Genomic DNA, 15,278 nt, shown 5'->3' with positions numbered 1-15,278 from the left:
AGGCGACAACTATCCTGACACAGGGGGAAACCAGTCGTTACAATGCCTTCCTTCAGGATACTTTCTACTGAAAATGGCTTAAGTCAAAACACCGTGAACGATATGCTTATTGATAAAGAAGGGCTGTTGTGGATAGCAACCGACGCTGGGCTAAATCGGTTCGACGGCAATCAAAATAAGCAATATGTGGGGCAAGATAACGAGTTTGCTGACGATGGTATCTATACATTATTTGAAGACCAAAGAGGTGATTTATGGATAAGTACTTACAGTAGTGGTATTTATCGCATCAATCGGCAAACCGGCAAGTCGGAAAGATTAATTAATGTTCCTTACAAAGAGCAACCTTCGTGGTAGCAATATGCTTCCCATTTTATCTCCGCGCCTGGAAACATCATATATGTCGCCCTTGACCATCTAATAATCAAATTTGATTTAGTCACAGAGAAAAAAGAAACCGTTTTTGACCTTTTTTCCTCTAATAGTGAGCTTTCAAATGACGATGTTATCCGATATACCTATTTAACCCGCGACGTTTTATTCGTAGCCACTTCTGTCGGGCTTTATGCTAAAAATCTACAAACAGGCGATATCAAGAAAATTGACCATGTTAGTTCAGAGAGCGCCAATCTAAACAATATTAATACCAAGCTTATCTTGGTTGATGAACATCAGAGGTTTTGGCTGGGTACGGTTGAAGGCCTCTATCAATTTGACTTTACTGGTTTAATAAATTTCGTGAAACACGACGGCGATATGCCAGCAGCAAAGCTAGTCGTAAAACATTTGAATGTCTGGGATCTCGAACTGATTGAAAACTCCCTCTATTACATGTCCACAGACCAAGGGTTGTATACTATTGACTTGTCATCTAATGAGCTAACACATTTATTTAGACCATCAGACTCGCGTTTACAAATAACAGACGATGACTTGTACGAAGTGGCAATAACATCTGACGAGCAGGTGTGGCTTTCTACCGGCACATCGGGAGTATTGCTATGGTCACCTCAGTCTACGCTATTTAAAAACGTTATGGGCGATGGAAAAAGTAGTGACAAGTTGAGTAATAATATTGTCTATAGCTTATATGAGACCGATGACGAAAATTTATGGTTAGGGACTAACAATGGTCTAAACCTGTATCACGCAGATACGGGGAAAGTAGAACAGTTTTTAGTGACTGACGATGATAAAGCCGTTATTTCTTCGGGCTCTATATTTACGATAAGGCCTGCCGAAAAAGACAGGGTTTGGTTGCTCACTTACGGTGGTATCGTAAAGTTTGATACAGAAAATAAACGCCCTGTACCTTACCCTTTAGGTAGTGAGCAAGACAAACTATTAAACTCAGACAAGGCATACGATTTAATTCGCACATCAAAAGAGAATTATATCGTCGCCTCACATGGCAAGTTTTGGAATTTTGATGACAAGAAAGGGCAAGTATCCCTCTCCGAAACACTTTCTTCAAACCTTGAATACGACCAGTTTTATACGTTTCTACCTGATCATGGGGCGCAGGATGGTTCAATACTACTGTCTATGATTGGGGAGCTATGGCGATTTAACACGTCAAGCGGAAGCCTAGAGAAACTGCACCAAGCAAGAAAGTCTCAAGCGGAATATGCTATCCATCCTATCGACACTGTTTTGGATGATAACGGTATTTTGTGGATTGCTTATCCCGGTCATGGGTTATATGGAATCGATGCAAAAACCAATGAGCAGAAATACTTTTTTGACACGAGTAACTTATTGCCGACTAACCTCGTTGTTAGTTTAGAGAAAGACCAAAATGGTGATATCTGGATTGGGAGCCACCAAGGCATCCTCAAGCTCGATCCGAAGGCCATTAAATTATCTCAATATAGCGCCACAGAAGGTTTGTCCACTAGTGAGTTCAGCTGGGGGGCAAAAGTAGGTTTGAGCGATGGAAAAATAGCGTTCGGTTCACAAAAAGGTTTCACTATTTTGCAACCAGAGCGCTTTAATGACCAAGACAATGTGGCAACGTCAACATTTATTACTGATGCAAGCTTGCTCAGTCAGCCGTTAGAGCTTGGTATTGGCAGTATTAATAACAGCTCTTTATTATTAGAGTATGACGATGTTGGGCTGACTATTCACTACTCCGATATGCGTTTTAAGAAGACATCGGCTTCCTACTATCAGTATGAATTAAAGGGAGATGTTTCTGTTGTATACCCCCCTACAAATTCTACTGAAGTCACATTTCCTCAGTTAGAGCCTGGTGAATACGAATTTAGTGTGGGTCGAGTTGACCCCGTTAATAACGTTTATGGGCCGCGCGCAAATTTGAAAATCAAGGTGGCATATCCAATTTATGCATCGCCTTTGGCGTATTCTATTTATCTTTTTGTTTTCCTTGTGTCGACCTTAGTTATCTATGCTCGACGCAAGAAAAACAGCGAGGTACTTCGCGCTGCGCACTCTGAGGCACTAAAACATAAAAACAGATTGTCTATGGCGCTAACTGCGAGCAATACCAAAGTTTGGGCATGGTATGAGGACTCAGATAAAATTACCCAAGAGCGTATCGTGGATGACTTGGGTTACTCAGACACGGAGACAAGGCTGTCGTTCAGAGAGCATATATCTCTCGTTCATAATCATGATATTACTTCGTTCCTAGAGCAGTGGGAGAAAGCGGTTAGCGGACAGTCCAAGGGTATAGATATTAGCTATCGCATGAAAGCGAAAGACGGTCATTATGAATGGTTCAGAGATGTAGGCTCCTTGGTTGAAAATAATGAAACGGAAAATAGCAAAAGATTAGTCGGTACTTACTCCAATATAACTGAGTCGGTGAATGCCGAATTTAAAGCTCGGTTATTTGGCGAAGCATTTCGATACACGCGGGACTGGGTAGTCATTTTCGATAGTAATTTCCAGCCTATCGTTGTTAATCAATCGTTCAAAGAAGCGCTTGGTATTAACAAAGACGCAAATCTAATAGAAGAACTCGAACTGCTATATCTTGGCCAGAAACAGCAGCTCGAAGAAACGTATACGGAAATGCGTAAGCTTGGTCCTAACGAACACTGGAGTGGCGAGGCTTATATTAACAGTTTCACAAACCAGCGCTACGCGGTAAGTATAAGGGTGACCGCAGTTTCGAGTGAGCGAAATGGCCAAGAAATCGATCGCTACCTGGTGATATTGTCGGATATAACGCAGCAAAAAGACGCACAAAACGCGCTTGTTCAGTTGGCAAACTATGACAATTTAACAGGCCTACCTAATCGCACTCTTCTGCTTGACCGCCTTCAGCACGCTTTCCATCAAGCTGCATCACAACAAAGCAAAATAGGGTTATTCTTCATTGATTTAGACCGCTTCAAACAAGTTAACGATAGTCTTGGACACGAGGCCGGTGATGAACTCCTAGTAACGGTTAGCAAACGTCTCGAAAAGTTAATCAGGAAGTCTGACACGGTAGCGAGACTTGGCGGTGATGAATTTGTAGTTCTTCTCGAAGGTGTTGGTAGTGTGCAGGACCTTGGTCATATTGCCAATGATATTATACAAGCCTTAGGGCAACCTATTACGCTCTCCAACCAAGAGGTGAGTGTATCGGCGAGTATTGGTATTTCACTTTATCCTGATGATGCGCAACTTCCAGCAGAATTATTAAAGAATGCTGATATTGCCATGTACCATGCTAAAGAAGCCGGCAGCAATAATTTTCAGTTTTTTACCGAGCACATGAATGAGCAAGCGCGTTCAAAACTTCAATTAGAAAATAAACTGAAACATGCCTGCATCAATAAATCTTTTTCAAACTACTATCAGCCCATTGTGTGTTGTGCGACAGGTTCTATTGAAGGCTTCGAAGTGTTAATGAGATGGAAAGACGGTGATGAAATGATCTCACCCGATATTTTCATTCCAGTTGCGGAAAACATAGGAATGATAGCCGAAATGACGACGCAACTTATTGAGCGAGCTTTACCTGTTCATCAGCAACTATACGCAGATAATAGCCGCGCTTACTTATCAATAAATTTAAGCGCAAAACACCTCATAAATGAGTATTCGTTAAAGGATATAGTGGCGCTATTGCAATCGAATGGTGTTCCACCAGAAAACATTCGATTTGAAATTACAGAGAGTGCTTTGATGGAAGATTATGACAGTGCCATGCATGTCATAGGAGCGCTAAAATCTAAAGGGTTTATCATAGCATTGGACGACTTTGGTACTGGGTACTCATCGTTAAAATATTTAAAAGATTTCCCGATTGACGTACTAAAAATAGATAAGAGCTTTGTTCAGGGTATTGGTCTTAATAGTGGTGATGAAGCAATTATTTTAGCGACATTACGTATGGCTGAGAGTCTGAATATTGAATGCGTGGCGGAAGGAATTGAGACCTTGGAGCATGTCGAATTCTTTCAACGAAACGGCTGTAGGTATTTGCAGGGTTTTTATTTCTCTAAACCTGTCGCCGGTGACAAGCTATCAGGCTTAATAAACGCAATGAAAACGACTGGCAAGTCGCTAAATTAATAGCGACTTGTTAGCGCCGCGCTACATGTATACTCAAGTGTTTTATTTCAATCCGCGCTGAGTTTCCAAGTAGCTAGCAAAACTGCCAAGCCAGTGACTTCCCATATAGTGCATATCACCAAACACCGCGTTTAAGCCTGCTTCACGGTGTGCTTCTAGCGTTTTCTTCAGTACTAGTAAGCGTGCGTCATCGTCTGGTAAAGCGCTTGTGATGCCTTCAATCATCCACGCACGGCTGATATTCAGCCCGTCTAGGTGAGCGAGTTTACCATCCGTCTTGTCAGTCACTGTAGCGGGAGCTAGCCAATTTGATGTGCTAGCTGTGAGGCTAGGAAAGAACGCTGAAAGCCATTGACTATAGTCATTTTTAGACATTACTCTTCGCATTAAATCAGCTTCGGCCAAGCACGGTGATAAGAAATCTTGTCCCGAAGGCTCGTAGGCAAGAGGGCACTGTGTATCGTCCTGATAGTAGTCTTTCACCCTAGACGTTAACAGCGCTTCAAACTCCTTATTGCCTGCTGTTTTCGCCCAATCCAACATTAAGCCAAAAGCAAAGGCGGTTTGGCTATGCTCACCCGTCCGAATTGGGTAAGCCAATTTGGGTAACCACGAGCTCACCCTGGCCACAATTTCGTCCTCGAGAGGGCGTAAAGTATTTAGCCATTTTGTTGCTTTAGGAAGGGAAGATTGACGTAGTTCAGCGGTTAGCTGCAGGAACCAAGCAAGACCATAGGGACGTTCAAATGAGGCATTGTTTTCACGCTTAAGGCTCGTCAATTCACCTTGGATATTTTTAGGCGTAAAGCTGATGTTGAGCTTTTCAATGATCTCATCCTTATCCACTGCATCTTGCGCAGTGTTTAGCATTCTTACTAAAAGCCAATGGCCATGAACCGACGAGTGCCAGTCTAAACAACCATAAAATGAAGGGTAGAGTTGATTGGGTGCCTTAACGTCATCGCCGTTATTTATCATGTGTTTCACTACATTTGGAAACTCTTGATGAATACAATGAAGCGCGAGGTTAGCAAAAACGTTTTCGTAATTGTTGTTAGGGACGTCAGCGTTGGCGGTCGCGTCTGCGGCTTGGTTAATACTAGTGTTGCTTGTGTTCGCAATTTCAACAGTCGATGTGCTGGTAGCAAAGGCAGTGTGTGCAGCAAACGCTGTGACGAATGCAACTGTACAGCTAACAACGTTTTTTATTTTGATCATAATTTTGTGCGCTTTATCAATGAGAAGTATATCGCCAATGTATAGAGATAAACGCTTTGAATAAAGTGCTGCGCGATACATAACGCCCCAGCACTTTAAACAGCAGAAACAGGCTATTTAAGCAGGGGCTCCGATGGCCTCTAGTTTGGTGGTGTATTCAGCGAATGAGCCAATGGTCTTTTCTACCCAACCAGCATTATAGTAAGTTTCACCATACCGCTCTCCGCTGTCGCACATAAGCGTTACGATCGATCCCACTTCTCCTCGCAGCTTCATTTGTTCAGCAATATTTAATGCGCCCCATAAGTTAGTGCCAGTAGAAGGGCCAGCTTTAATTCCCATGGTGTTGTTTAACCAATGCATGGTTGCAATACTGGCGGCATCGGGAACGGCAATCATGTCATCTATAACGTCGTGCTGAAAAGAGGCTTCCACTTTAGGGCGTCCAATCCCTTCTATGCGGCTTCCACGGGTAGCAGTAAGTGAATGATCGTTATTTTTGAAGCTGTCAAAAAACACACTGAATTCTGGATCCACGACCACAAGTTGAGAAGCAAGACCTTTGTAACGTATATAGCGGCCAATGGTAGCTGATGTACCACCTGTACCTGCGCTCATAACCACGGTGTGTGGAACAGGGTGGGGCTCGGCTTTCATTTGTTCAAAGATACTCTCAGCAATATTATTATTGCCACGCCAGTCTGTAGCGCGCTCAGCGAAAAGGAACTGATCCATAAAGTAGCCATTAAGCTCGTGAGCTACTTTGGTTGCTTCGCTGTGCATTTGCGTAGGGCAATCTACAAAGTGACACTGCCCGCCATATCGCTCAATAAGCGCGATTTTACTTTGGGCGGTAGATTTAGGCATAACCGCAACAAACGGAACGCCAATCATTTTAGCAAAATAAGCTTCAGACACCGCTGTACTGCCTGACGAGGCTTCAACCACAGTAGTTCCTTCTACAATTTTTCCATTACAAAGAGCGTACAGAAAAAGGGACCGGGCTAGACGGTGCTTTAAGCTGCCTGTTGGATGGGTGCTTTCATCTTTAAGATAGATATCAATATCTCTAAAGGCGATCTGCTCTAATTTGATTAAGTGCGTATCAGCCGAACGTTGATAATCTGCATTGATAATATTGATCGCTTTTGAAACCCAGCTTTTCATAACTTTCTCTCATTCACCCAAAATGTGAAACGTTAAGCGTAGTTCGCTTGACGCTAGCTGTATAAAACAAAATTAGAATATCAGTTAAGAGCGAGTATTTGATTCTATTATTTTAGTATTAGTGCTTTATAGTAAAAAATATTTCTTTAATGGATCTCATTTATGAAAATAAATTCCGTTTTTATGTAAGATCGAGAGCATGACCATCTTGTTGATACAACGGTCTTTAATAAAACAAAAAAGTTCAGATAAGTCGCTAAAGTTGCTATCTTTGCATTTCGCTTTTACTTACAGGTAACAACATGAAAAATAGGGCACTTTTCTGTGCAATAGCTCTTTTACCCGCATTATTCGTATCTACGCTGGCTCGCTCGCAAGAAGAGCAAATGCTTAAAGTCGCAACGTTTAATGTAAGTATGGAAGCCACTAACTATAAAGCGTTGGGTATGAAGCCAAGCGATCAGGTACTTCAACACGTTCTTTCAACGGGTGAGCATAGCCAAGTTAAAAACATTGCTGAAATTATTCAACGCGTTAACCCCGATATCTTGATGTTGAATGAATTTGACTACATTGCAGATAAGCGTAAAGGGGTAGAAGCATTTGTTAAGAACTACCTAAATGTTTCACAAGGCGGCCTTGAGCCTGTGGATTACCCATATACGTATGTGGCCACAGTCAACACAGGGGAGCCCACGAAATTCGACTTAGATAACAATGGCAAAGCAGAAGGTTTTGGTGGCGATGCATATGGTTTTGGGCTTTATCCCGGGCAATATGGCATGGCGCTTTTGTCAAAATACCCTATTGATGTTGATAGTATTCGCACCTTTCAAACGTTTAAATGGCATCACATGCCTCATCCACAGGTTCCTATTATTCCCAATGAGAGCGGAAGTACTGATAAGGGCAAGCCATGGTACGACGTAGAAGAGTGGGCCGCGCTAAGGTTGAGTTCTAAGTCTCACTGGGATGTGCCGGTGAAAGTAGGAGGTAAAACCGTACACATACTTGCTATGCATCCAACACCACCTAATTTCGATGGAAGCGAGGATCGCAACGGCAAACGCAACTTTGACGAAATTAGGCTTATGGCAGATTATCTTTCTCCGGATAAAGGGGCCTACATTTACGATGATAATGGCGAGAAAGTCAGTCTGTCAGAGAACGCGCGCTTTGTACTCGTTGGTGATTTTAATGCGGCGGATATTGGAGATAAACATCGCGAGGGTGTTATTGAACAGTTGACCGAGCACCCGTTAGTTAATAATGACATCATTCCAACAAGCGCAGGCGGCGCAGGCGCGTCAGATGCAGAGTTTAGTAACCGCTTTACTGCCTATTGGGGAGCCAGAGCTGACTATGTTTTGCCATCTCGATTTGGCTTCGATGTGAACGATGCTGGCGTTTTCTGGCCTGCAAAAACCAGTGACCTATATCGATTAGTTAAAGACCGTGAAGCCAGCTCAGATCATAGGTTGGTTTGGATTAGCTTGTCACTTAAACAAGATGATAAAAATTATTAATCGATTAGGCTTTATTCTTTCACTGTTCTGTATTTTTTGAAATGGCCGCGGTAAGCGGCCTTTTTTAGCCCAATTCACCCCAATTTAGCTCCGTTGTGCTTTCTGGCTTTGAGCATTACCTGGTTTAGATATCGTGAAGTAGGCGACTACCGCTAAATTAGCGACAAACCAAAGGTCTTTAATAACGAACTGACCTAGGCGGTTGACAATAGTCGTGTTGTTAAAGGTATCCGGCACAGTAAACAAAAACGTTTGTGTCATCAGAAATACCGATAAACAAGCCAGTCCGCTCGCAATGATCACCGGCTTGTTCTTAGAAAAGATGCCCGCACCCAATAGCAATGCAAAGAGGACATCAAACCCACCAATTACATTCGATGCTCCTTGAACGCTAAACACAGCATAAAGCCACGACATAAACGGTGATGTTTCAACTAGCCCCATAATCGCATTGGCTTCAAACTCGAAAAACTTCATGCCTCCTATCCATAATAAGACCATGGCTACAGGAGCAAAATTAAAGTATGTCAGTTGCTTGTGCGAAAACTTTTCGCGATAAAACAAGAATAGGAAAAGCGGTAATACTGCGAAGTACTTAATGATGCCTTGACCGCTGCCAATAATCGGGAAGCCCCCTAAATCGGCCATCCATCTTGTTGGTGACAATAACGTCAGCAATGGAATGGCAGTGACAAAAGCGGCATATAGTGTTACTGCTTTTGCTGAAACAAGGTTAAAACGTGCTGCAATGGTCATTAACGGTAGTAACAGCAATGCGATACCAGAAAAAGCACCAAGGGCACTCCCGCTCAACACAGTGTCTAACGAGTAGAAACTAAATGTAGCGATAAGTGCATTGGGGTTTGCACCCAATAAAAATGTTAGGCCAAGAACTGCGAAGCTAAAAGTGAGCAATGCGGTGACCATGTTTTCGGTTTGGTTTAGTGTCATAAAGCGTCCGTAAATACTGCTAGTTTTGCGAAGTGTATGTAGAGACCCGTCGAGGTAGCACTATAATTTCATAGGTTTGATAATTTATTTGGCATAGCGCAATAAGCAAATAAGGGTTTATCGACAAAATAAGAACTTATCTAATAGCGGTTGTCATAAGTAGCAGCGGTCTTAAATAACTTAGGTCTTGAGTAGTGTAGGGCTTAAATAGGTTGGTTTTTAAATAGTTGTTGTTTAGAAAGTAAAATAAATTGAGAGAAAAAATGAAACAAGCAAGCAGTAGAGCACAGAAGCGTTTTAGGATCTGGTTAATAGCAGGCGTGTGTGCAGCCTTGTCTGCTTGTGGCGCTCAGCCCCCAGAACCTATTGATGAGCCAATCGCGAGTGTTGAAGACGTCGAAAGATTAGAGCAAGTCGTTGATACCTCATTGCCTTTGGTGCAGCAGGCCTATTCCATTGAGTCTGAAAAAGTGTGTGATAAACACGGTGGTAACTGGAAGAAAGTAGGCCGACAGCAGGCGCATGCTTGTGTGCTACCAGCAAACGATGCTGGTAATGCGTGTAATGACAGCAGCGAGTGCGAAGTGGCTTGTGTTACGGAAAACAATAATATGGAAGCGGGAGAAAAGGCGCGCGGCGTGTGTTTAGAAAGTACGGACTTATTCGGCTGTAGAGCTTATGTGTCTAACGGCGTTGTGGAGCATACCTTGTGTGTTGACTAAGAGGTTGTTTAGCAAACGAACGTTGAATGAAGCGCACGCCACCGGCAATGCGCTTCACAACAACGCGGGTTAATTAACGTTGGGGAACTCGATTTTGTCCAGTTCGCTCGCCGTTTCATTGCACTCACCTAATAGGTGAAGCCTATCTTCGGTTTGGTGTGTATCTATTTCTAGAAAGCCCGTTTGGCAGTAACCGGTCTCATCCAGTTTTTCATCAAGAGATGTATAGAGTTGCTCAGTCATTCTATCGCTGCTATGTGACGAGCCTTCCCGACTTTCCTGACCTTGGCGACTGCCACGACCACTTCGTTCGCCTCCCTGACCACGGCCGCCTTTACCGCCACCTTTGGCACCGTCACGATGCTGCATTAACGGAATGCTAAACGCGAAGAGCTTGGTACCGTCTTGCTTGATCTTCGTTTCAAAAAATATTTCATCCATGTTTAAAGGTGGTGGCCTATGAGCGCACGCACTGCCAATCAAAGAGGTCGTTATTACTAATAGTGTTTTATTCATTTTATTTAACGCTTATTTGAACCACGTCACTTTGAGATTCAAACGCCTCTTTAGTTGCAGCACCCAGTGTAAGTTTTAAGTAAAGTGTGGATTTGTTTTTTTAAGGTTTAGCTTTCTCGCGGTGCGCTTATCGTGCAACACTTGCGTATTCATATTTTAAATCACTTGCATCTGCAATTTGCTTATTTATAGGGATAGGTTCCATGCTTTCCAACATCATTCGCTTTGCGAAAAACATCGTCGTGTCGTTAATTGCAATCTTTGTGTGTTTTGGTGTGCTCGACTTCTTGTGGCTTGGCGTTATTGCGGATGGCTGGTATCAAAGTGAAATGGCTCCTCTGCTTAGAAGTCAATTTATTACGTGGCCTTGGGTAGTGTTTTATTTAATGTATGGATGCGTAGTGTTTGTACTTGCCGTGGTAGCGAACAGAGATAAGTCGTTACTTTATGCTGGGATCGATGGCGCGCTTCTAGGGTTGGCCAGTTATGGCGCCTACAATTTAACGGCGTACAGCATAATTGAAGGTTTTGCTTTGTTTATCATGTTGATTGATTGGGCGTGGGGTACGTGCCTAACCAGCGCAAGCGCCATGGCCGGCTGGTTAGGGTTTCAACTGGTTAAGGGAAAGAGTAGCGAATAATGCGCTTTAACACGCTGGCGTATTGTTTTAAAAAGCCGCCAGTGTTGTAGTGCATGCCGTGTTCTTCGAATACGGCTTTTACCTTGGGCGCCATCTCTCGGTAGCGTCTGGCTGGGATATCTGGAAACAGGTGGTGCTCAATTTGAAAGCTTAAATGCCCAGTAAGCACGTGAAACAGGTTTCCGCCCTTAATGTTCGAAGAGCCCAGCGCTTGTCGGTAGTACCATTGTCCTTGGGTTTCATTAACACAATCTTCTTCTTTAAACGTTTCCACGTCGCCAGTGAAATGGCCGCAAAAGATAATGGTAGATGTCCACAAATTGCGCAGCAAGTTGGCAACAAGGTTACCTGAAAGTACCCATAAAAATAACGGCCCAGCTAACAAAGGAAATAGTACATAGTCTTTTACTAATTGACGCGCCCCTTTGCTGAAAAAGCGCTTCTTAAGCTCGCTATGGGTAACTTGGTTCTTACGGTTGGCCTTCTTTTTTCCAAAAAAGACCCGTTCAGCGGCCATTTCGTGATACGACACACCCCACTGAAATAAAACACTAAGTACGATGTAAGTCGCAAACTGCCATAGGTTTTTTACACGCCATTTAAAATCGTTAGACAGGCGAAGCAAGCCGTAGCCAAAGTCTCTGTCTTTCCCAATAATATTGGTATACGTGTGATGCTCGTAATTATGAACGCGATTCCAGCTCGCACCATCGCAGGCGATATCCCACTCATAGCCTTTCGAATTAATGTGTTTGTCGTTCATCCAATCGTACTGGCCGTGCATCACGTTGTGGCCTATTTCCATATTATCGAGAATTTTTGCTGTAGCTAAACTCAATACGCCGGCAACCCAGAGCAGCGGTTGAATGAATCCCAACATCAGGAGTATCCGGCCGCTCCATTCACAAATACGCTGAACAAGAATAATACGTCGGATATACGCCGCATCTTCAGCACCCACTTTTCGTTTAATGTCAGCTTTAATTTCATCAAGCTGGGCTGCAAGTAACTCGTAGTTCGGTTTCTCTTTAGTGCTCGTTGACCGAATTGCTTTGGTTCCACTTATCGGAAAATGCGCTTGTTCGATGGCTTCTTCACGGTGTTGGTTGTCTATTGCAACGCTGGTGTTCATAGTTGAATCTCCAAATCAGTAACGGCTTGTGATACACACAGTTGAATAAGTTGCTCTGCGCTATCTGAAAGCTCACCCGTGCGGGTATCTCTCACTACGCCCCGTTTTTTAACACATTGACATTGATGACAGATTCCCATGCCACAGCCATAAGTCACAGGTTGTTCTGCTTGCTGAAGTTGTATAAGTAGGGTTTGCTGATTGTCGACAGTTAAAGATTGGCCGTTGTGTACCAAGGAAAAGGTTTCACTTTGGCTAAGACTAGAACTGCTTAGGACAGGAAGCGCAGCGAAGTGCTCGCTCGAAACAGGGACGTTGATCGTATTTGCATAACTTTCAACTTGCTCGAACATGGCATGTGGACCACACACTAACCAGTGTGCATTGGCAAAGTTACACAGATGCGCTTCTACGTCTCCGTCTTTTTGCTTGCTCAAAATATCATAGGTGAAGTGCTCACAGCGCTGACTGAACGCTGATAATTCATTGAGTAATACATGCTCGTCCGGCTTAGCAAAATAAAGTAAGTGTACCGGTGTATGGTTTAGCTGCGCGTTGTTGACGGCATCGTCAAGCATGGCAATGAAAGGAGTTATACCCGAGCCGCCCGCTATCATAAGTAGGGGCTTTTCAACCTTCGGCCAGATAAATTCCCCCATAGGGGCTGAGATATTTACCCATTGATTAGGCTCACAAGAGTGAAGATAAGGTGTTAATGCGCCCTGAGCTTTAACTTTTGTCACCAGACGGATGTGCTTTGTTCGTTGGTGGGTGTTGGAGCCACTAGCTATTGTAAATATGCGAGTGGTGAGTCTTCCATTAACCTCTATAGTCAAAGCAACATGCTGCCCGGCGATATGCGTAGGCCAAGATTTCTCTGGTCTAAGTAAAACCTCCAGCATATCTGCACTTAGTTTTTTTACTGCCACAACCCTGGCTCTGAAATACCCATCACGCCACGCGGGTTTAATTTGCTGCATCAGCACTTCCCAGTAGCCCTTCCAAGAGGCATGGTGAAAAATGCGATCAGTGAATTTATCTAGTAATAGTCTCAATGTAGAAATCACACCTGTATTTCGTCGGAATACTTTCAATACAAATAGTATGAAGATATTTAAGCGTACACGTGTACGCTAATTAGGCGCGCAAGTGTAAGCTTAATTTTTTCAACGTCAAGCAAACTAAACGAGACAGGCACCAAAAATGCTGCAATAGAGCGAAAACCCAGGGGTAATTAATGAGACAGACATCACAAAAGCTACAAAAGAGAGGGGAAGGAATAATGTAAGGAATAAGGTGACAGGCAATGATCTGCTGCTCTGAAACTCTCAAATCTGTACCTCTGTACACTTTTTTTCCAATGAATAGCGATTCACTATCTTGAAGAGTCAATCAAGTTAGAAAAACGCTATGCCTAAAGCCAGAAAGTCGCAGATTAGTTTAAATGATACGCCTTATTATCACTGTGTTTCACGCTGTGTTCGCCGTGCTTATTTATGTGGTGAAGAAAACGGCAAAAGCTTTGAACATCGACGTAAGTGGGTAGAAGACAGAATTCAATTTCTGAGTACCGTATTCACTATTGATGTTTGTGCTTACGCAGTAATGAGCAATCACACTCACTTAGTGCTGCATGTATCTAAAAATCAAGCAGAATCACTCAGTACGGAAGACATCATCCAGCGCTGGCACCGCCTATTCAAGGGAACCTTACTTACACGGCTATATTTGTCCCCTATGTCGAGGAAAGATTTAAGCGAAATGCAAATCGAATCTGTACGATTGACTGCAGAAGTGTGGCGCAAACGACTATTTGATATCAGTTGGTTTATGCGCGCACTGAATGAGTATATCGCTCGAGCTGCTAACAAAGAGGACGACTGTACAGGACATTTCTGGGAGGGCCGATTTAAATCACAAGCGTTATTAGATGAATCTGCTCTTGCTGCATGCATGGCATATGTCGATTTAAATCCAGTGAGAGCAAAATTGGCAAAAACTCCTGAAGAATCTGGCTACACTAGTATTAAATATAGAGTTCAGGCGGCCAAAGCGGGGAAAAAACCAAAAAGACTGATGCCTTTCATGGTGAAGCCTAACCAAGAGATGACGAGTAGTTTACCTTTTACCTTTGTAGATTACCTTCAGCTTATAGATGCATCAAGTCGAACTCTTCAGCCAAATAAACGGGGTAGTGTTGAGAACGACTTGCCTCCAATTCTTACACGCTTAAATATCGAATTAGAGCAATGGTTAAATTTAACCACTCAGTTTGAAAGAAGCTTTAAGCACGCTGCTGGAAGGCTTATAAACCTCGAGCGATATGCTCTTAATCAAAACTTAAAAAGGGTTCATGGCCGCCAAAACGCTTTAAGATTGTTAGGCTGAGCTCGTTACAAACTACTCATCGCCAATTTTCATGTACCTAAAACTGTCCAACAGTTTAGTTAGTTTGCTATTTACTGATATTTCGTAAGCTTACAAGTTGCTCGGACAGTCATCAGCTATCATCGACTGTAATTTCATGGACTTTAAGAGTCCAACATCTTTTCATCTTCTAGTTGCACAATGCCTGTCTTGCTAAAGAATTGTTTATGCCTGTCACGTTAGAAAGAATTGTATATGCCTGTCACCTTTGTGAAGTGTCTGTCACTTTAGTGGAGTGTCTGTCTCATTTTACTGATCGCGATTTCGATACAGCCAAGTGAATATTCCGCTGCCTGCTATCAACATCGAAGTGAGAAGCCACAATTTAGAAATGGGCGTGCCGTTGGGGCATTGCAAGGCCATCGTTGCCCCTGCTAAATTCTGACAGTCTATGAGTTGGCCTATAGCCAAAACAAAAGGCTATGTTCTGCTAAATTGTTGCTAT

Annotated in this window: 12 protein-coding genes; 6 read left to right on the top strand and 6 right to left on the bottom strand. The window is 43.1% G+C overall.

Annotated features, from left to right (window positions below; genetic code table 11):
* The first annotated feature begins 42 nt into the window (after positions 1 to 42).
* Both ACX5KA_RS12380 and ACX5KA_RS12375 read left to right on the top strand, forming a co-directional pair.
* Positions 43 to 357 carry a two-component regulator propeller domain-containing protein gene (locus tag ACX5KA_RS12380; RefSeq protein WP_458731285.1) on the top strand — a complete coding sequence of 105 codons (315 nt, stop codon included), beginning with the start codon at positions 43 to 45 and terminating at the stop codon, positions 355 to 357.
* A 300-nt stretch (positions 358 to 657) separates the two neighbouring features.
* A complete protein-coding gene (locus ACX5KA_RS12375; protein WP_458731284.1) occupies positions 658 to 4,533 on the top strand; it encodes an EAL domain-containing protein in 3,876 nt (1,291 codons plus the stop codon).
* A 42-nt stretch (positions 4,534 to 4,575) separates the two neighbouring features.
* Here the strand turns inward: ACX5KA_RS12375 and ACX5KA_RS12370 are convergent, their stop codons facing one another.
* Both ACX5KA_RS12370 and ACX5KA_RS12365 read right to left on the bottom strand, forming a co-directional pair.
* Positions 4,576 to 5,832 carry a DUF2891 domain-containing protein gene (locus ACX5KA_RS12370; protein ID WP_458731283.1) on the bottom strand — a complete coding sequence of 419 codons (1,257 nt, stop codon included), beginning with the start codon at positions 5,830 to 5,832 and terminating at the stop codon, positions 4,576 to 4,578.
* A gap of 36 nt (positions 5,833 to 5,868) precedes the next feature.
* Entirely contained in the window at positions 5,869 to 6,918 is a 1,050-nt protein-coding gene (locus tag ACX5KA_RS12365; RefSeq protein ID WP_458731282.1) for a PLP-dependent cysteine synthase family protein, read from the bottom strand.
* Positions 6,919 to 7,220: 302 nt separating this feature from the next.
* Here ACX5KA_RS12365 and ACX5KA_RS12360 point away from each other — a divergent pair, with 302 nt between their 5' ends.
* Positions 7,221 to 8,444, top strand: a complete 1,224-nt coding sequence (locus ACX5KA_RS12360) for an endonuclease/exonuclease/phosphatase family protein (protein WP_458731281.1) — start codon at positions 7,221 to 7,223, stop codon at positions 8,442 to 8,444.
* 84 nt (positions 8,445 to 8,528) lie between these two features.
* Here the strand turns inward: ACX5KA_RS12360 and ACX5KA_RS12355 are convergent, their stop codons facing one another.
* Entirely contained in the window at positions 8,529 to 9,395 is an 867-nt protein-coding gene (locus ACX5KA_RS12355; RefSeq protein WP_458731280.1) for a DUF417 family protein, read from the bottom strand.
* 263 nt (positions 9,396 to 9,658) lie between these two features.
* Between ACX5KA_RS12355 and ACX5KA_RS12350 the strand changes: the two genes are divergently transcribed.
* Positions 9,659 to 10,117: a hypothetical protein gene (locus ACX5KA_RS12350; RefSeq protein WP_014948738.1), complete on the top strand. Its 459-nt coding sequence runs from the start codon at positions 9,659 to 9,661 to the stop codon at positions 10,115 to 10,117.
* 69 nt (positions 10,118 to 10,186) lie between these two features.
* On the opposite strand, the gene ACX5KA_RS12345 is transcribed toward ACX5KA_RS12350, so the two are convergent.
* Entirely contained in the window at positions 10,187 to 10,558 is a 372-nt protein-coding gene (locus ACX5KA_RS12345; RefSeq protein ID WP_458731279.1) for a hypothetical protein, read from the bottom strand.
* 278 nt (positions 10,559 to 10,836) lie between these two features.
* Between ACX5KA_RS12345 and ACX5KA_RS12340 the strand changes: the two genes are divergently transcribed.
* Positions 10,837 to 11,274, top strand: coding sequence for a DUF2177 family protein (locus ACX5KA_RS12340; RefSeq protein ID WP_458731278.1), 438 nt, complete (start codon positions 10,837 to 10,839; stop codon positions 11,272 to 11,274).
* Here ACX5KA_RS12340 and ACX5KA_RS12335 read toward each other — a convergent pair.
* Positions 11,252 to 12,406 carry a fatty acid desaturase family protein gene (locus tag ACX5KA_RS12335; protein WP_458731277.1) on the bottom strand — a complete coding sequence of 385 codons (1,155 nt, stop codon included), beginning with the start codon at positions 12,404 to 12,406 and terminating at the stop codon, positions 11,252 to 11,254. The genes ACX5KA_RS12340 and ACX5KA_RS12335 overlap by 23 nt on opposite strands.
* Positions 12,403 to 13,461, bottom strand: a complete 1,059-nt coding sequence (locus ACX5KA_RS12330) for a flavin reductase family protein (RefSeq protein ID WP_458731276.1) — start codon at positions 13,459 to 13,461, stop codon at positions 12,403 to 12,405. The genes ACX5KA_RS12335 and ACX5KA_RS12330 overlap by 4 nt, the downstream gene beginning before the upstream one ends.
* Positions 13,462 to 13,816: 355 nt before the next feature.
* On the opposite strand from ACX5KA_RS12330, the gene ACX5KA_RS12325 reads away from it, so the two are divergent.
* Positions 13,817 to 14,794 (top strand): transposase, encoded by a 978-nt coding sequence (locus tag ACX5KA_RS12325; protein ID WP_458731275.1) that lies wholly within the window; start codon positions 13,817 to 13,819, stop codon positions 14,792 to 14,794.
* Positions 14,795 to 15,278 lie beyond the last annotated feature (484 nt).

It is taken from the genome of Alteromonas alvinellae (assembly GCF_902705805.1).
The sequence above is the reverse complement of the archived record's forward strand: the minus strand, read 5'-3'. Positions and strand labels throughout refer to the sequence as shown.